This is a genomic window from Pseudonocardia hierapolitana, from assembly GCF_007994075.1.
Taxonomy (GTDB): Bacteria; Actinomycetota; Actinomycetes; order Mycobacteriales; family Pseudonocardiaceae; genus Pseudonocardia; species Pseudonocardia hierapolitana.
Genome location: NZ_VIWU01000001.1, coordinates 3,433,198 through 3,449,505, shown reverse-complemented (window position 1 = coordinate 3,449,505; position 16,308 = coordinate 3,433,198). Strand labels below are relative to the sequence as shown.

Annotated in this window: 19 protein-coding genes; 12 read left to right on the top strand and 7 right to left on the bottom strand. The window is 74.0% G+C overall.

The annotated features are described in order from the left end of the window. Window positions 1-11: 11 nt before the first annotated feature. Window positions 12-1,181: a cytochrome P450 gene (locus FHX44_RS16435; RefSeq protein WP_147256597.1), complete on the bottom strand. Its 1,170-nt coding sequence runs from the start codon at window positions 1,179-1,181 to the stop codon at window positions 12-14. A 140-nt stretch (window positions 1,182-1,321) separates the two neighbouring features. On the opposite strand from FHX44_RS16435, the gene FHX44_RS16430 reads away from it, so the two are divergent. Continuing rightward, window positions 1,322-2,260 carry a DUF5926 family protein gene (locus FHX44_RS16430; RefSeq protein ID WP_147256596.1) on the top strand — a complete coding sequence of 313 codons (939 nt, stop codon included), beginning with the start codon at window positions 1,322-1,324 and terminating at the stop codon, window positions 2,258-2,260. 6 nt (window positions 2,261-2,266) lie between these two features. On the opposite strand, the gene FHX44_RS16425 is transcribed toward FHX44_RS16430, so the two are convergent. Beyond that, window positions 2,267-3,082, bottom strand: coding sequence for a CPBP family intramembrane glutamic endopeptidase (locus FHX44_RS16425; protein WP_246170419.1), 816 nt, complete (start codon window positions 3,080-3,082; stop codon window positions 2,267-2,269). Between the two features lie 116 nt (window positions 3,083-3,198). On the opposite strand from FHX44_RS16425, the gene FHX44_RS16420 reads away from it, so the two are divergent. Continuing rightward, window positions 3,199-3,618, top strand: coding sequence for a hypothetical protein (locus FHX44_RS16420; RefSeq protein WP_246170418.1), 420 nt, complete (start codon window positions 3,199-3,201; stop codon window positions 3,616-3,618). A gap of 7 nt (window positions 3,619-3,625) precedes the next feature. Next, the gene (locus FHX44_RS16415; RefSeq protein WP_147256593.1) at window positions 3,626-3,943 is read left to right on the top strand and encodes a DUF3817 domain-containing protein; all 318 of its coding nucleotides are present in this window, start codon (window positions 3,626-3,628) and stop codon (window positions 3,941-3,943) included. Here FHX44_RS16415 and FHX44_RS16410 read toward each other — a convergent pair. After that, window positions 3,940-4,752, bottom strand: a complete 813-nt coding sequence (locus FHX44_RS16410) for a DUF2470 domain-containing protein (RefSeq protein ID WP_147256592.1) — start codon at window positions 4,750-4,752, stop codon at window positions 3,940-3,942. The genes FHX44_RS16415 and FHX44_RS16410 overlap by 4 nt on opposite strands. A 114-nt stretch (window positions 4,753-4,866) precedes the next feature. Between FHX44_RS16410 and FHX44_RS16405 the strand changes: the two genes are divergently transcribed. Continuing rightward, window positions 4,867-5,748 carry a hypothetical protein gene (locus tag FHX44_RS16405; RefSeq protein ID WP_147261233.1) on the top strand — a complete coding sequence of 294 codons (882 nt, stop codon included), beginning with the start codon at window positions 4,867-4,869 and terminating at the stop codon, window positions 5,746-5,748. Window positions 5,749-5,791: 43 nt separating this feature from the next. Here FHX44_RS16405 and FHX44_RS16400 read toward each other — a convergent pair whose 3' ends face one another. Then, complete coding sequence (locus FHX44_RS16400; RefSeq protein ID WP_246170416.1) at window positions 5,792-6,346, bottom strand: macro domain-containing protein; 555 nt, start codon at window positions 6,344-6,346, stop codon at window positions 5,792-5,794. A gap of 22 nt (window positions 6,347-6,368) precedes the next feature. Here FHX44_RS16400 and pheA point away from each other — a divergent pair, with 22 nt between their 5' ends. The 3 genes from pheA (at window position 6,369) to FHX44_RS16385 (ending at window position 9,078) form a co-directional block, all read left to right on the top strand. After that, window positions 6,369-7,313: a prephenate dehydratase gene (gene pheA, locus FHX44_RS16395; RefSeq protein ID WP_147256590.1), complete on the top strand. Its 945-nt coding sequence runs from the start codon at window positions 6,369-6,371 to the stop codon at window positions 7,311-7,313. Further along, on the top strand, window positions 7,310-7,954 hold the full coding sequence (locus FHX44_RS16390; protein WP_147256589.1) for a histidine phosphatase family protein: 645 nt from the start codon (window positions 7,310-7,312) through the stop codon (window positions 7,952-7,954). The genes pheA and FHX44_RS16390 overlap by 4 nt, the downstream gene beginning before the upstream one ends. Before the next feature lie 98 nt (window positions 7,955-8,052). Then, on the top strand, window positions 8,053-9,078 hold the full coding sequence (locus tag FHX44_RS16385) for an acyltransferase family protein (protein WP_170308933.1): 1,026 nt from the start codon (window positions 8,053-8,055) through the stop codon (window positions 9,076-9,078). A gap of 1 nt (window position 9,079) precedes the next feature. Here the strand turns inward: FHX44_RS16385 and FHX44_RS16380 are convergent, their stop codons facing one another. Together FHX44_RS16380 and FHX44_RS16375 are read right to left on the bottom strand one after the other, a co-directional pair. Next, window positions 9,080-9,418, bottom strand: coding sequence for a metallopeptidase family protein (locus FHX44_RS16380; protein ID WP_147261232.1), 339 nt, complete (start codon window positions 9,416-9,418; stop codon window positions 9,080-9,082). Window positions 9,419-9,468: 50 nt separating this feature from the next. Next, window positions 9,469-10,908 carry a septum formation family protein gene (locus FHX44_RS16375; protein WP_212612510.1) on the bottom strand — a complete coding sequence of 480 codons (1,440 nt, stop codon included), beginning with the start codon at window positions 10,906-10,908 and terminating at the stop codon, window positions 9,469-9,471. Between the two features lie 147 nt (window positions 10,909-11,055). Here FHX44_RS16375 and FHX44_RS16370 point away from each other — a divergent pair, with 147 nt between their 5' ends. The 3 genes from FHX44_RS16370 to FHX44_RS16360 are packed head-to-tail and all read left to right on the top strand — an operon-like array spanning window position 11,056 to window position 13,336. After that, the gene (locus FHX44_RS16370; protein ID WP_246170415.1) at window positions 11,056-11,688 is read left to right on the top strand and encodes a hypothetical protein; all 633 of its coding nucleotides are present in this window, start codon (window positions 11,056-11,058) and stop codon (window positions 11,686-11,688) included. Then, window positions 11,688-12,854, top strand: a complete 1,167-nt coding sequence (locus tag FHX44_RS16365) for a glutathionylspermidine synthase family protein (protein WP_147256587.1) — start codon at window positions 11,688-11,690, stop codon at window positions 12,852-12,854. The genes FHX44_RS16370 and FHX44_RS16365 overlap by 1 nt, the downstream gene beginning before the upstream one ends. 20 nt (window positions 12,855-12,874) lie before the next feature. Continuing rightward, entirely contained in the window at window positions 12,875-13,336 is a 462-nt protein-coding gene (locus tag FHX44_RS16360; RefSeq protein WP_147256586.1) for a DUF350 domain-containing protein, read from the top strand. A gap of 43 nt (window positions 13,337-13,379) precedes the next feature. Here the strand turns inward: FHX44_RS16360 and FHX44_RS16355 are convergent, their stop codons facing one another. Further along, complete coding sequence (locus tag FHX44_RS16355) at window positions 13,380-14,024, bottom strand: endonuclease (protein WP_147256585.1); 645 nt, start codon at window positions 14,022-14,024, stop codon at window positions 13,380-13,382. 293 nt (window positions 14,025-14,317) lie between these two features. Here FHX44_RS16355 and FHX44_RS16350 point away from each other — a divergent pair, with 293 nt between their 5' ends. Together FHX44_RS16350 and FHX44_RS16345 are read left to right on the top strand one after the other, a co-directional pair. After that, a complete protein-coding gene (locus tag FHX44_RS16350) occupies window positions 14,318-15,352 on the top strand; it encodes a DNA polymerase III subunit beta family protein (RefSeq protein WP_212612509.1) in 1,035 nt (344 codons plus the stop codon). A 45-nt stretch (window positions 15,353-15,397) separates the two neighbouring features. After that, window positions 15,398-16,192: an HAD family hydrolase gene (locus tag FHX44_RS16345; protein ID WP_147256584.1), complete on the top strand. Its 795-nt coding sequence runs from the start codon at window positions 15,398-15,400 to the stop codon at window positions 16,190-16,192. The last annotated feature ends 116 nt before the right edge of the window (window positions 16,193-16,308 follow it).

Sequence of the window (16,308 nt, the reverse complement as noted above, 5' to 3'; positions counted from 1 at the left end):
CCGCGGGGAGGTCAGCCCAACCGCAGCTCCCGCAGACCGCGCATGACGAAGTCGGGGCGGCGCGGCGGCTCGGCCGCGAGCCGCATCTCCGGTAGCGCGGTGCGCAGCGCGTCGATCGTGGCGGCCACCTCCACCCGGGCGAGCGGCGCGCCGAGGCAGTAGTGCACGCCTGCCCCGAACCCGAGGTGCGGGTTCGGCTGCCGGGCGACGTCGAGCTCGTCCGGCCGCGAGAAGGCGGCGGGGTCGCGGGCGGCGGCGCCGAGCAGGGCGGCGATCTTCGTGCCGGCCGGCACCGGGTGACCGGCCACCACCGTGTCCACCACGGCGGTGCGCTCGAACAGCTGAAGGGGCGGGTCGTACCGGATGAGCTCCTCCACCGCAGTGGAGTCCAGCCCCGGGTCGGCGACCAGCCGTCGCCACTGTTCGGGGTGGCGCAGCAGGGCGAGCACGCCGTTCCCGATCACGTTGACCGTGGCCTCGTGACCGGCCATGAGCAGCAGCGCGGCGGTGCCGACCAGCTCGTCGGCGTCCAGGTCGGCGTCGAGCAGGTCGGTGACCAGGTCGTCGCCCGGGTGCCTGCGCCGGTGCGCGGCGAGCCCGCGCAGCGCCTCGACGAACTCGGCGGCCGCCCGCTCGGCGTCGGCCCGCCGCACCCGGCCGGGATCCGCCTCGTACATCGTGACGATCGTGTTGGACCAGCCCCGCAGCGCCGACCGTTCCGGCTCCGGCACGCCGAGCAGGTCCGCGATCACCTCGACCGGAAGGACCGCAGCGACGCCCGCCATCAGGTCGGCGCTGCCGTCAGCCCGGATGCGTTCGACGAGCTCGGCGACGAGCCGCGCAGCCAGCTCGCGGATCCTCGGCTCCAACCGTGCGGTGTGGCCGCGGTTGAAGGCGCCCGCCACCAACCGGCGCAGGCGGTCGTGCGGCGGGCCCTCGCGCTCGAGCAGCGAGTTGCGGTGCAGCAGGTTGAAGGCGGGGAACTCCGCGGCCGGCTCGGCGTCGACCCAGATCCGGCCCAGGTCGCGCCCCCGCAGCACCTCGGAACACGCGGCGTGCGACACCGCGACCGGGATGCCCAGCAGCGGGTGCTCGTGCACCGGGGCCTGCGCGCGCAGGGCGGCGAACGTCGGGTAGGGGTCGGCGAGGAAGTCCGGGTCACCGGGATCGAAAGGGGCCATGGCGGTCCCATCTTGCTCTGCCGGACCCGCTAGCGCCCCCCGCTGGGGCCCGGGAGCGTAGATCGGCGGGACCAGCGGGAAGCTGAACCGTCGAGGTGCGTGGTGGGTCCCCGGCGGGGGGCGCTAGCCTCTGCCGGACCATGGGCAAGAAGACACGTGCCAAGGCGGCGTCCGCGGGTGAGAACCCCCGCCGCCCCTGTCCCTGCGGCTCGGGCAAGCGATACAAGGCCTGCCACGGCGCCGGTGACGACGTGATCGTCATCCGGCCGTTCGAGGGCCTCGCCGCGGAGTGCGATCTGGTCGCGATGCGCGAGTTCCTGCCGTCGGCCACGGCGCCGCTGCCGCTGCGCGAGTCCGGGGGCGCTCCGGTCACGCTCGCCACCGTGCTGCCCGGGGCCGCTGCGGCGGTCGTGCGGCCGGACGGGTCGATCCTGCTCGGCATGCAGGTGCAGGCGCACTCCGGCGACCTGTCGGCCGACGTGGCCAAGGCGCTGCGCTGGGCGCAGGAGGCCGAACCGGGAACGGCGCTCCCGGTCGTCGGTCCGGGCGTCGCCGGGGAGCTGGTGCGGCTGCAGGACGTGCTCGACCCGGAGGCGACGCTCGACGTCACCGTGCACGCCGACTTCGGCTGGTGGATCCCGCCCGCCGAGGACGGCTCGGAGCCCAGCCCCGACGTCACCGCCGCGCTGGAGCGCGCCAACAAGGTGATCATGCCGACCGAGTCGGTGCCTGCACCCGGGGTCCGGGCCGCGTACTGGGTGGACACCGGTTCGAAGGCTCACCTGCGATGGGTGCGGCCGGAGCCGGAGGAAGCCCTGCTGGCGGCGCTGGCCCGGCTGCAGGCGCGAGGTGAGCTGGCCCTCGCCGAGGACGCCAGGTACGCCGGCTCGTTCCGGGCCCACGGCCTGCTCGTGCCGGTGTGGGACGTCGACCGCGACCTGCACGCCAAGGAGTGGAGCGAGCCCCTCGCCGCCTTCGCGGAGCGACTGGACGCCGCCCTCGCCGAGGACACCCCGCTCACCGACACCGAGCGCCGCGCCCGCGACGCCCTCGCCGGCAAGCAGATCACCCTGCGCTGACCGCCGTCAGGGGAGCCAGGACACGTGGCCGGAGAGGGCCGCGTAGCCCAGGAACGCCACGATGTCGATCAGCGCATGCCCTCCGACGAGCATCCACAGGCGGTTGGTGCGCTGCCACACACGGCCGAACACCAGCCCCATGACGATGTTGCCGACGAACCCGCCGAGGCCCTGGTACAGGTGGTAGCTGCCCCGCAGCAGGGCCTGGACGAGCAGCGACCGGTTCTCCGACCAGCCGAGCTGGCGCAGCCGCGTGATCAGGTAGGCGACCATCACCACCTCCTCGGCCCAGCTGTTCGCGGCCGCGGACGCCAGCAGCACCGGCACCCGCCACCAGGTGTCGTCGAGCGTGGTGGGCGCGATCGTCACGCTCACCCCGATCGCGCGGGCGAACAGGTACAGCCCGAGGCCGGGGATCCCGATCAGCGCGGCGAGGCCGGCCGACCCCAGCGCGTCCCGGCCGGGGCGGCGCCGGTCGAGCCCGACGTCCCGCATCGCGAAGCCGGCGCGCAGCAGCAGGTAGGCGCCCAACGCGCCCCAGCCGACCAGCTGGAGCACCCGCGTGAGCTGGAGCGCGAGGTCGATGAGCCCGAGCTCCGCGGCGGGTGCGTTCAGCGCCACCTGCTGCTCGTTGAGCGGCACCGGCTGCAGCAGGGCGTCGAGCAGGGAGAGACCGCTGCGCACGGCGGACAGCCCGAGCGTCACCGAGAGGACGACCAGCACCTCCAACCCGACGAGCCTGCGGGTCCGCGGGTCGGTGAGGGGGGCCGTTCCGGGTGGTGGCGGCGCGATCCAGTCCCGGACGGTGGTCGAGCGGGTCACGGTCGCGGACGCTACTAGGCCGCGCCCTGCAGGCCTCCGCCTCGCCGGCGACCGCCTGGATGCGAAGCCCATCGACCAGGAGCCCGCCGGACACGGCCTTGGGTAACCTGGACGGCGTGCGTCGGCTGATCCTCTCCCCGAGATGGATCGTCTGGCACGTGCTCACGCTCGGTGCGATGGTCACGTGCGGCTGGCTCGCCGCCTGGCAGTGGCAGCGCGCCGGGTCCGCGATGGGCAGCGCGCTGAACGTCGGGTACGGGCTGCAGTGGCCGCTCTTCGCCGTGTTCTTCGGCGTGATGTGGTGGCGCATGCTGCGGATGGAGGCGGCGAAGCTGGAGGAAGCCGCCCCGGCCGCCGCCGAGGAGGCGGCCGCCCCGCCCCTCCCGCAGCCGCGCCCCGCCACGGACCCGGACGCCCCGTCGCCGTTCGGGCCGCGCCCGCGCGACGCCGCCCCACAACCGGTGGACGACGACCCCGAGCTCGTCGCCTACAACCAGATGCTGGCCGAGCTGGCCGCCCGCAACCCCGATCGCTGAGGACGCCGTGTCGATCCAGACCGCCCTGCTCGCCTACCGCATCGCCGCATGGGTCACCGGCGTCGGGCTGCTCGTCCTCGTGCTGATCGCGATGCCGATGAAGTACGTCTTCGGACAGCCGCAGCTGGTGGCGGTCGTGGGCGTCACCCACGGATTCCTGTACATGATCTACATCGTCTGCACGCTGCTGCTGGCCGAGCGCGGGCGGTGGAAGCCGCTCGACGCCCTGCTCATCCTGGTGGCAGGCACGATCCCGGTGGCCTCGTTCGTGGCCGAGCGCCGGGTCACCCAGCGCGTGCGCGCCGGGCAGAGCCCCGTGAGCTAGCCGGCGGCGGGCCTGCTCCCCCCGAGCGGGTCGACGTCCACCCCGCGCCGCATCGGGCACCCGATCAGGTGCTGCATCTGCGTGCGCAGCTCCTCCACCGTGGTGGCCTGCTCGGCCCACGCGATCCGGACGTCGTGGTCGCGGCCCGGTGCCTCCAGCCGCAGGCGCAGGCCGTAGCGGTCCATCCCGAGCGGGCGCAGCCGAGCGTCGCGCAGGTCGCGCAGTGCGGGCGGCAGGTGCCGGGCCAGTACGTCGAGGACGTCCGAGTGCGACTCCTCGAGGTGGGCGAGCCAGTGGCCCTCGTAGCGGCAGAACGGGTCCGGCCAGGCGGCCGCCAGGTCGACGGGGGTGAGGGCCGCGGTGCCCTCGGCGTCGGAGAGCACGGCCGATCCGGGGTCGAGGCGCACCAGGGTGGCACCGTGGCCCAGGCGCAGCAGGTCCTCCTGCGGGCGCACGTCGGCGACCTGCAGCGCGATGCGCCGGGCGATGTCGGGCTCCGGCACCCGCAACCGGCCGGTGATCCACAGCAGTGCGCGGACGGGCTCCCGCAGCTCCACCGGCGCGTGGTCGGTGATCTCGAGCATCGCCGCGAACTCGCCGCCGGGTGCGTTTCGGATCGCGTCGAGCACGGGCTCGTCGTCGTCGAGCAGCAGGACCGCGGAGCCGTCCGCGCGCACGTGGTGCACGACGGGCACGGCCTGGGGCGCACCGGTGCCGACGAGGCTCGCCGTGCCGCCGCGCGCGGCGACGCTACGAGCGCGTTCGGCGGCCGACGGAGCGGGCGGTCGGCGGGGTCGGGTGGATCCCAACGAGACACCTCCGTGACTTAGGTGAGCCTAAGCTATAGGCTGTCCGGGTGGGTGTCCAGGGCCCGAACCCACGGCCGATGTCACGCGGCCCGAGCCCACCCGTTAGCGTCTGGGATCGTGACGACGGCGGCTGGTGCGGATCCATGGGCCATCCCACCGCTCTTCTCGCAGCTGGTCGACGACACGAGCCTGCTGCAGCCGCGGTCGGTGGCGCCCGGCGTGGACGCCGTCGTATCGCGGTACCTGAGCGCACGGGACGGCCGCTACGGCGGTCTCGTCGGGCAGCTCGTCTGCCCCGTGTCGCGGCTTCCCGCGCTGGTACAGGAGTTGGCGCGGTCGGTGCCTTCGCGCCCGGTCGACGTGTCGCTCGTGGTCGACACCGGGCTGGGCGCCGTGCCGAAGGCGCTCTCCACGGTCTTCTCGCGGTCGAGCCTGCTCACGCCGCGCACGGTCGAGACCGCGGCTCCGCCCGACGTCGACGCGGTCTGGCTGGAGCGGGTGTCGGAGTTCGTGCCGGAGGACGTCGTCGCGGTGGTCGAGCCCCGCAGGCCTGCGGGCATCGAGCCGGCGGACATCAGTGCCTGGCTGCGCGCCGTGCGGCGCGTCGCCGAGCACGGGTGCGCGCCGAAGCTGCGCTGCGGCGGCCCCCGCGCATCCGACGTGCCGTCGGTCGCTGAGGTGGAGGAGTTCCTCCACGTGGTCGTCGACACGGGCCGGCCGTTCACCACGCTCGGACTGCGTCAGGTCGTCCGCAGCGAGCACGACGACCAGCGCCGTCACGGCATCCTCAACCTGCTGGTGGGCGTCGCGCGGGCGCTGAGCGGCGGTGACGTCCGCGAGGCGCTCGAGTCCACCGACGGCGCGGCGCTCGCGAAGGAGATCACCGGCCTCTCCGAGCGCTCCGTCAAGGGCGTGCGCGGGCTCCTGTCGCGCTGCGGCACCGACCCCGAGCCCGTGCCCGCCACCCAGCTCGCCGGCCTCGGCCTGCTCGCCTGACGCTCACCCCGACGCGCCCGCACCCGGACCGCGACTCGCGGGGTCATACCTCGCCGAGGACCTCGTCCCACGCGGCGCCGACCTGCGCGGCGCAGACCTCGGGTGGCAGGCCGCCCACACCCGTGCCGAGGCCGGGCATGGCGATCGTGCGTACCGCCTCGTGCACCGGGGTGCCGTCGGGCAGGCTGCCGTCGCGCCAGAGCCGCAACACCGCGCCTGCCGCGGCGCGGGCGGCGCCGCCGTCCGGCGGGAGCCGCTCACCGGGCCTGCGCATCGTCGGCGCGCTCACCAGCCAGGCCGGCCGTTCGACGCCGGTCGCCACGATCACGGCCTCACCGACCGGGAGCTCGCCGCCGCGGTCGGCGCCGGACGCCGCACGGACGCGGTCGGAGATGCCGGGGAACCAGCGGGCGTACACGGCGTCGATGCCACCGCCCATGAACCCGAACGAGTTGGCGGGGCTCACCACGGCATCGGCGTCCACGTCGGTGATCGAGCCCTCGTGCACGACGAGCCCATCGCGGGCCTCCGCGAGCGCGCGCCAGGCCCGCGCCATCGGAGCGTCGACCGCGACCAGCACCAGCGTCAGGCTGCCCATGCCCCCACAGTAGGGTCGAGGCGTGACCCGCATCGCGTTCCTCGGGCCGCGCGCCACCTTCACCGAGCAGGCACTGCGGTCGATGCCCGAGGCCGCGGGGGCCGAGTTCGTGCCCTGCGCCGGCTCCCCGGCCGTGCTGGCCGCCGTGCGGGACGGCTCGGCCGACCTCGGCTGCGTGCCGATCGAGAACTCGGTGGAGGGTGCGGTCCCCGCGGTGCTCGACGGCCTGGTCGCCGACCCGCCGCTGGTGATCGTGCGCGAGGCCGTGCTGGCGGTCCGGTTCGCGCTGCTGGTGCGGCCGGGCACGCGCCTCGACGACGTGCGCACGGTCGCGTCCCACCCGCACGGCATCGCCCAGACCCGGGAATGGATCGCCGCCCGGCTTCCGGCGGCCGACGTCCTGCTGTCGGCCTCCACGTCCGAGGCGGCGGCGCAGGTGGCCCGGGGGGAGTTCGACGCCGCCGTCTCGGCGCCGCTGGCCGCCGAGCAGCACGGCCTCGACATCCTCGCCGACGACATCGCCGACAACGCGGGCGCGATCACCCGGTTCGCGCTCGTGGCCCCGCCCGGCCCGCCACCCGCAGCCACCGGGCACGACCGCACGTCGCTCGCCGCCACCACGCAGAACCGCCCCGGCGCGCTCCTCGGCCTGCTCACGGAGCTGGCCGTCCGCGGGATCGACCTCACCCGCATCGAGTCGCGGCCGATCAAGGACCGGCACGCCGAGTACTGGTTCCACCTCGACTGCACCGGTCACGTCTCCGAGCCCGCCATGGGTGAGGCGCTCGCCGCGCTGCACCGCAGGTGTGACCGCGTCCGGTTCCTCGGCTCGTACCCGCGTGCGGGCAACGGGGTGTCGACCGCGGCCCCCAGCACGTCCCCGCTGCCGATCGGGGGCGCCGACGCGGCGCAGTTCGCGGCCGCCCAGAAGTGGCTCGAATCGGTGCGCGCGGGGGGCGTCGCATGAGCCTTCGGCTCGTCATGGCGCGGCACGGGGAGACACCGGCCAACGCGCAGCACATCCTCGACACCCGCCCGCCGGGCCTGCCGCTGAACGAGCGGGGCCGGGCACAGGCGGTCGCGCTCGGTGCCCGGCTCGCCGCCGATCCGGTCACGGCGGTGTACGCGTCCGCGGCGGTGCGGGCACAGCAGACGGCCGCACCGGTCGCGGAGGCGCACGGCCTGGACGTCCAGGTGATCGACGGCGTCCACGAGGTGTTCTGCGGCGAGCTCGAGGGCCGGTCCGGCCGGGTGGCCCTGGAGAGGTTCATGGCCGTCTACGAGGCGTGGTGGACCGGGGACCTGGACGCCCGGCTCCCCGGCGGCGAGTCCGCCCACGACGTCCGCGACCGGTTCCTGCCCGCGCTGGACCGCATCCTCGACGGCGCGAGCGGCGACGTCGTGCTCGTGAGCCACGGCGCCGCCATCCGCCTCGCCGCGGCCGCCCTGCTCGGCGACACCGCGGAGACGCGCTTCCTGCCCAACACCGGCCTCGTGGTGCTGCGCCCTGACGACAAGGCCCCGCAGAACGGCGCCTGGGTTCTGGAGCACTGGGACGGAGCCACGCCGATCGCCGGTGACGTCACCGCGGGCGGCGCGCCCGCCTGATCGCGGCGCCATCGTCGCGCTTCGGTCTCAGCATCATCACAGCAAGTGGTTGCCATGGTGTGCGCGCAACCGAGCGAGGGTGGATGTTGAGCCGGAGAGTGGACGCACCGACGCGACACACGGCTGCGCGCCTGGACTGGGTCGACGCCGCGAAGGGCTTGTCGATCCTCCTCGTCGTGGCCCATCACGCCGTGTGGTTCCTGCAGCGGTCCGGGCAGGCGCCCGCCGCCGTCGTCACGGCGAACGAGGCGCTCGCCTCGTTGCGCATGCCGCTGTTCTTCCTGGCGTCGGGTCTGCTCGCCGCGGGCCCGCTCTCCGCGCCGTGGCGGGTGGTGCTGCACAAGCGGGTGGCGTTCTTCCTCTACCTGTACGTGATCTGGACGGTCATCCGGTTCACGTTCTTCGCCACGGTCGTGCCGCCCGAGGTCGATCCCGACGAGTCGGCGGACCCGCTCGGGCTCGTGCTGGCACTGGTGCTCCCCGGCCCGAGCATGTGGTTCCTGTACGCGCTCGCCGTGTTCGCCGTGGTGACGAAGTTGGCGCGCCCCCTTCCGGTCTGGCTGCAGCTGGGCGTGACGGGCGCGCTGTCCGCGCTGGTCGGCGCCGGCATGGTGGACTTCGGCGACACGCGCTGGACCTACATGTCGAGGTTCCTGTTCTTCTTCCTGCTCGGCTGCTACGCGCGGGAGCTGGCCGAGCGGCTGGCGGCGGCCACCAGCCTGCTCCGGGTCGCGGCCGGAGGCGTGGCGTGCGTCGCGGCGGCGGGCGCGGCGGTCGCGCTCGGGCTCAGGACCGTTCCCGGAGTCGCGCTCGCCCTGCAGTGCCTCGCGGTCGGGTCCGGGCTGCTGCTCGCGGCGTGGGTCGCGCGGTACCGGTTCGGCCGGCCGCTGGTGGTGCTGGGCACGCTGACCCTGCCGATCTACCTGATCCACATGATGTGGCTGGCTGCGATCATGATCGGGGTGCGGCACGTCGAGCTGCCGCCTGCAGCGGCCTACGCGCTGCCGGTCGTCCTGGTGCCGGTGCTGACCGCCCTCTCGCTGCTCACCCACCGCGCACTGGTGGCGGTCGGCGCGACATGGCTGTTCGCCCTGCCGCCGAGGCTGGCCCACCGCGCCTCGTAGATCAGCCCCAGCCGAGCTCGTGCAGGGTGGCCTCGTCGATCCCGAAGTGGTGCGCCACCTCGTGCACGACGGTCACGGCGACCTCGTGCACCACGTCGTCCTCGCTGTCGCAGACGTCGAGGATGGCGTCCTGGTAGATCGTGATCCGGTCGGGCAGCACGCCCCCGTAGCTCGACGTCCGCTCGGTGAGCGCCACGCCCTCGTAGAGCCCCAGCAGCTCGGGGTCGGTGTCGTGGCGGTCGGCGACCAGCACCACGACGTTGTCCATGGCGGCGGTGAGCTCGGGAGGGATGGTGTCCAGGGCGTCCGCGACGAGTTCCTCGAACCGCCGCCGGGTCATGTCCACGGGTTCGATACTCGCACCGCCACCCGTGACGTCGCCGGGCCCCGTTACCGCCCCGCCACCGCCGCGGTCGGCTCGACGCTCACCGCCGGTGGCTCGGGCCGCTCCGGCTCCTCAGGGGGTTCCGGGGCGGGCGGCGTGGTGGCGGTCGGCCGGGCCGGCTCCTCGGGGGGTTCCGGTGCGGACGGCTCGCTGGTCGGTGCGGGCGTCGGCGTCGACGTGGGGATCTGCTCCGCGGGCGGGCCGTCCGTCGGCGGTGCCTGCGTGCCCGGTGCCGGGGTGCCGGTGGCAGGCGGAGCCGGCTCGTCGCCCACCACGACGTCGCCCTTCACCGGGCCGGTGACGGGCGCGAACCCGCTCCGGTCGGGCAGGAGCGCCGCGAGGTTGCAGTTGACCTTGCGGCTGCCGGCCTTCCACGACGCCTCGGTGATGTTGTCCCAGTAGACGGTGAGGCCCTTGTTCGAGATCGCATCGGCGCTGCCCGCGTACTCGTTGGCGATCTTCGCGCATTCGGGCTGCAGGTAGGCGTCCTGGTCGCCGACCGCCGGGAAGGCGTCGGGGAACTTCTCGGACAGCTCCACGACCCCGACCGTCTCGACGGCGTGGGGCCCCGCGCAGTCGACGGGGTCACCGATCGTGCGGCCGTCGATGGCGAGGCAGGTTCCCGGCTCGTGGACGGCGGCCTGGTCGGACTCGGCGGCCCGGCCGGAGAGGGGGAGGAGGGCGCCGGAGCGGGACGCGCTCTGCACCCCGCAGCGCAGCTCGCGGTCGCCGTCGGCCCACTTGGACGGCGACGGCTTCAGCGCGCCCACGCGGAAGCGCCCGTCGGGGTCGAACTTGCCGCCGAGGTAGTCGACCACGACCGGCTCGCACCGCTCGTTGACCAGCTGGCGCCACTGCCGGTCGTCGGGGAGCGCCATGTCGTTCGCCAGCGTGACGGAGCCTGCCTGCTCGAACAGGTGCGGCTGCCCGCAGTCGACGACCTCGGTGTCGGCGGCGTCGGGGCGCGTCCACATGAGGCACGTGCCCGGCGTGGCGGGCGGCGGCGGCACCTCCCGCGCGCTGGACCCGCCCGATGCCGCAGGCAGTGCCGCGAGCGTGCCCAGAACGGGCACCGTGGCGCCCGCGAACGAGTCCAGCGTGGCGACACCCAGCATGGTGACCGAGCCGATGAGGACGCCCGCGACCATGCGCCGCACCAGCCGCGGCTCGGGGCCACGCGACGGTGGGGGCGGTGGGGGAGCGGGGTGCGCCGCAGGGGCCGGGACGCTGTGGCGACCCGTACGCCCTGCGCCGGGCTCGCCGAACGCCGTGGAGCGCGCGGCGGCGAGGCGGTTGACGCTCGGGACGACGACAGTGGGCGCATCCCCCGGGCGCCGCGCAGGCTGGAGGCGTGGTCCAGCTGCGTTCTGCGGCGTCTGGGGCCGGCCGGGGGGAGCGATCAGTCGGTCCATGTCGGCCGTCATCATGCCGTTACCTGCGGTCACGTCCAGAGGGCGGGGTGGATCTGCGCGACCATCGGTCGTCGGCGTGCTGCGAGCGTCAGCGTTTGCCGGTGGCCGGTGTCCCGGTACGGTTCGGCGCGCGGGACGGACCTGTCACCGGCCCGGACGCGGCCGAAGGGGGGATGAGCGGTGCCCGACGACAAGACCAATGGCGACGGTGGGCCGGACGAGCAGCCCGACGGCGCACCGGCGCCGGAGGAAGGCAGCCGTGGCCGGATGCGCTTCCAGGACGAGACCACCACACCTCGGGAACCCACCCTCGCCGAGCGCCGCGCCCGCGAGGTCGCCGCGCGGCGCGCGGAGGAGGCCGAGCGCAGGGAGGCCGAGGAACGGGAGCGCTCCGGACGCAAGCGAAAGCGCATCCTGATCGGCGCAGGCGTCACCGTGGGAGTGGTCGCGTTGATCGCCGTCGGGTACTCGGTGGCGCAGCCCGACGAGGAGATCCAGGCGCAGTGCGTCGACGAGGAAGGCGTGATCGTCGACGACTCCAACTGCGTCACCCCCGCCGCCTCGAGCGGCACTCACTACGGCGGCGGCTTCTACCCGATATTCATCGGTGGCGGCGGCCGCCAGTACCACTACACCTACGGCGGCTCCGGCAGCATCGGCCAGCGCGTGCAGGGCGGCACCACGACGGTGCCGAAGGAGGGCACCCGCGTCACCACCTCGTCCGGGAGGACCGTCGCCGGTTCGTCCGGGAGCAGCAGCGTGTCGCGAGGCGGGCTGGGAGTCTCGGGCGGCAGTTCGAGCAGCGGGTCCTAGTGGAGAGACACACGGGTGAGCCCCGGGCGGGCTGGGAGCGAATCGTCCGCGAGCAGGGCATGGTCTACAACACCCCGGGCCGCGGCGTGGGCGGTGCGCCGCGGCCGTACTGGGACGAGTCGGTGCACTACACCTTCTCGATGGACGAGGTCCTGTCGCTCGAGGCCGACGTCGAGGTGATCCACGGGATGTGCCTCGAGGCCGTCGACCACGTGGTCACCACGGAGCGGTTCCGCGACTTCGCCCTGCCGGAATGGTCCTGGGAGGCCGTGGCGGCGTCCTGGAAGCGCAGCGACCCGCACGTGTACGGCCGCTTCGACCTGCGCTACGACGGCGGCGGGCCGGCCAAGCTGCTCGAGTACAACGCCGACACCCCCACCACGCTGCTCGAGGCGTCGATCCTGCAGTGGTACTGGCTGAAGGACGTCCACCCCGACGACGACCAGTGGAACTCCCTGCACGAGACGCTCGTGGAGCGCTGGACGGCGATCAAGGGCCGCCTGCCCAGCAGCGAGATCCACTTCACGTGGTCGGGCAGCGAGACCACGGGCGAGGACCACGTCACCGCAGGCTACCTGCAGGAGACGGCCGCCGAGGCGGGGCTGGACACCGTCGGCCTCACCATCGAGGACATCGGCTGGGACGCCGCCCTCGACCGCTTCGTCGACCTCGAGGAAGCGCCGATGGCGACCGTGTTCAAGCTCTACCCCTGGGAGTGGGTGCTCACCGACCAGTTCGGCAAGAGCGTGATCCGCAGCCTCCCCGAGACGCTGTGGATCGAGCCCCTGTGGAAGGCGCTGCTGTCGAACAAGGCGTTGCTCGCCGTGCTGTGGGAGATGTATCCCGGCCACCCCAACCTGCTCCCCGCCTACCTCGACCAGCCGGGGCTCCTCACCGAGTACGTCCGCAAGCCGCGGCTGGGCCGCGAAGGCGCGAACATCTCGATCGTCGCTCCCGGCATGGAGCACCAGACGGGTGGTGTGTACGGCGAGGAGGGTTACGTCTACCAGCTCTTCGATCCGCTCCCGGAGTTCGACGGCTACCGTCCCGCGCTGGGTGCGTGGGTGGTCGGTGACTCCGCGGCCGGGCTGGGCATCCGCGAGACCGTCGGGCTGGTCACCGACGACGGCGCGGCGTTCGTCCCCCACCGCATCCCCGCGAACTGACGCTCCCCCTTGGACGCTTGATGGAGGTTCTCGTGACGCTGGCCCAGATCGGTCCGGGTTTCGGCGAGGTGATCGGTCGCGGCGTCGGCGCGATCCTGCTCTACGCGGTGCTCGGCGTCCTGCTGATGCTGCTCGGCTTCTACGCCGTCGACCTCACCACGCCGGGCAAGCTCAACCGGATGGTCCGCGACGGGCTGCCGAACGCCGTCGTGGTGACGGCCGCCGGCATGGTGAGCATGGCGTTCATCGTGGTCGTTGCGATCTACACCTCGAGCGGCGGTCTGCTCGAGGGCCTGCTCGCGTCGCTGATCTTCGGCCTGGTCGGGATCGTGGCGCAGGTCGGCGGCGTGCGGCTGCTGGAGTGGGTCACGGGCATCGACATCGGCGCCGTGCTGACCGCCGACCGCATCCAGGCCCAGGCCTTCGTCGTCTCGGCCGCCCACCTCGCCCTCGGCCTCGTGGTGGCCGTCGCCATCCTCTGACCGGCGAGTCCGACGTCCCGACACGGCGAGTCGGCGTTCCGGCTCACGCCGCCGCCCGGACCTCCTCGGCCAGCGACTTGTCCAGCGCCACCCGCACCAGTGCCGCGGCCAGCGGGGCGAGATCGGAGCCGGGGGCGAGGCGGGCCAGCTCGTCCGGGTCGGCGGGCAGCCCGACCCGCCGGGCGCCGTCGAGCGCCTTGCCGTCGATCGCCGGGCGCAGTGACGGCCACACGTCCTGCGCCTCGCGGCAGAAGATGTCGGCGCCGACCGGGCCCAGCCGCGGGAACCCGGTGAGCGCCTCCCGGATCCGCTTCGCGTCGCCGTCGGCGCGGTCGCGCAGCTTGCGCAGGTCGTCGCCGTACTCGCGGCGCATCAGCTCGGCGCCATCGCCGAGCGCGGTCGCGGTGCTCTCGTCGTAGCGCTTGTAGCTCGCCCGGCCGAGCGCGTCCACGCGGTCCTGCCACGACGCCTCGCGCATCTTCTCCGCCGTCCCCATCCCGGCGTCGGCCAGCGCGCGGGCTGCGTCCACCGCGATGTCGGCCTTGATCCGCGTCGAGAGCAGGACCGACAGCACGAGCAGGCGGTAGAGCGGGGCGGGGCTGTCCTTCAGCCGGATCCCGGCCTGCTCGGCGTACGTGGTGCCGGCGCGATCGAGCAGCGCTTTCATCAGGGTCCGTTCGTCGGCCATGACAGGTGAGTACCCGCGCTTCCGGGTCGGAGTGCTCGTCTCACCGCCGTAGGTACGGTGGGCATGTGGCACCCCCGCCCCCGCGTCAGGACGGCGACGTGCACGCCGGTCGGCGGGCGGCGCCGAGGTCGTGGATCTCCCGCGAGGAGTTGCTGGTCCGCTTACGGGAGGCACGATCGGATTCGGGGCTGCGTGATGACCTCCGCCGGCCGGCCGGCGAAACCACGGACGACCTCGGGCCGATTCGCTGACGGGTTGACTCTCGACCATGTCGAGGCACGAGGGTCGCTGACGTGGAGAGCTCGAACGGGGCGGTGCGCACGATCGGCCGGATGGCGCGCGAGAGCGGCCTGTCGGTGAGTGCGCTGCGGTTCTACGACGGAGCCGGCGTTCTGATCCCAGCCACCGTCGACCCGGACTCCGGCTACCGGTACTACACGCCCGACCAGGTGGTCCTCGCCCGGCTGGTGGCGTCGCTGCGCCGGGTCGGGATGCCGCTGGCCGGGATCCGGGAGGTGCTGGCCCACCGGAACGACCCGGCTGCCGTCGACGAACTGCTCGACCGGCATCTGCGCCGCCTGGAGCAGGGGTTGGCCGATGCCCGCACCGAGCTCTCCTCCGTCCGATCGCTCATCGCACAGGAGGAACTCGTGCTGTCCACCACCGTCACCGTCCGCGGCGCCGACCTGGCCGCCGCGCTGCGCGCCGTCCGGTTCGCCGTCGGCTCCGACCCCGAGCTGCCCGTGCTGTCCGGCGTGCTGCTGGACGTCACGCCGGACGCCCTCACACTCGTCGCCACCGACCGGTACCGGCTCGCGGCGGCCCCGGCGCCCGTCGTCGCGCTGGACGGCCCGCCGGTGGCGGCCGTCCTCCCGGCGGCACTCGTCGACCGCATCCCGCCCGCCGAGACCGTCTCGATCACGGTGACCGGCGATGCGCTCCGGGTGGAGGCGGGCGAGGAGGTGCTCGAGGGCGAGGTGATCCCCGAGCGGTTCCCGGACTACCGCAGGCTGCTTCCCACGGACGACCGCCCGGTGCCCGTGGACCGCTCGGCCCTCCGCGCGGCGGTGGCGGCGGCGCCCACGCGGCGGATGCGTCGCGAGCCGGACGGCGCGGAGTACGAGGTGACGGTCCTCGGGAACGGGCCGGACGGGATCCGGGTGACCGACGGTCCCGGGGTCGCGGTGAACCGCGAGTTCCTGTTGGAGGCCCTGGACGCGGGCGGCGACGGGCAGCTCCTGCTCACCCTCGACGGCCCGATCACGCCGCTGGCCATCACCGCGGAGTCGCCGCGCTCGGTCTCGCTCCTGATGCCGGTCCGCCTCTGAGGTCACGGCTCGGGGTGGGGCTCGCCGTGAACGTACGCTGGACCGGTGCAACCTCCCCGGCTCGTCGCCACCGACGTCGACGGCACGCTGCTCGACCCCGACGAGCGGGTGTCGTCGCGCGCGGTCGCCGTCGTCGAGCGGCTGGTCGCGGCCGGGGTCGGGTTCGTGCTGGTCACCGGTCGGCCGCCGCGGTGGATCCCGCCCGTCGTGGCGCAGCTGGACGTGGCCTCGCTCGCCGTGTGCGCCAACGGGAGCGTGCTCTACGACGCGGCGGAGGATCGCGTGCTGTGGGCCGAGACACTCCTCCCGCAGGTGCTCGCCCGGCTCGCCGCGGCGGCCACGGAGACGCTGCCGGGCTGCACGCTCGCGGTGGAGCGGGTCGATCCGGGCGCGCCGTTCGTCGCCGAGCCCGGCTACCGGCACGCGTGGGAGGACGGCGACGGGATCGCGGCGGACCGCTCCGAGCTGCTGGGCCTGCCGGCGGTGAAGCTGCTCATCCGCGAGCCGCGGCTGTCCAGCGACGCGATGGTCGCCGCCCTCGATCCGGTGATCGGTCACGAGGCGGACCTCACGTTCTCGTACCCGCGCGGGCTCGTCGAGGTGTCCCCGCCCGGCGTCACGAAGGCCACCGGCCTCGCCGAGGTGGCGCGGCGGCACGGCGTGACGGCCGGCGACGTGGTCGCGTTCGGCGACATGCCCAACGACCTGGAGATGTTGCGCTGGGCCGGGCACGGCGTCGCGATGGGCAACGCGCACCCCGCGCTCCTCGAGATCGCCGACGAGGTCACGGCGAGCAACGCCGAGGACGGTCTGGCGCTCGTCCTGGAGCGTTGGTTCTGAGCACGACGCTGACACGGTTCCGCCCACACCCGGCTACGCACAGTGACCGGGCGTAGCATCGGGCGACGACAGCGCACTCCGTGCGGCGCCGTGCCGCACAGATCACGCGGGCGCGC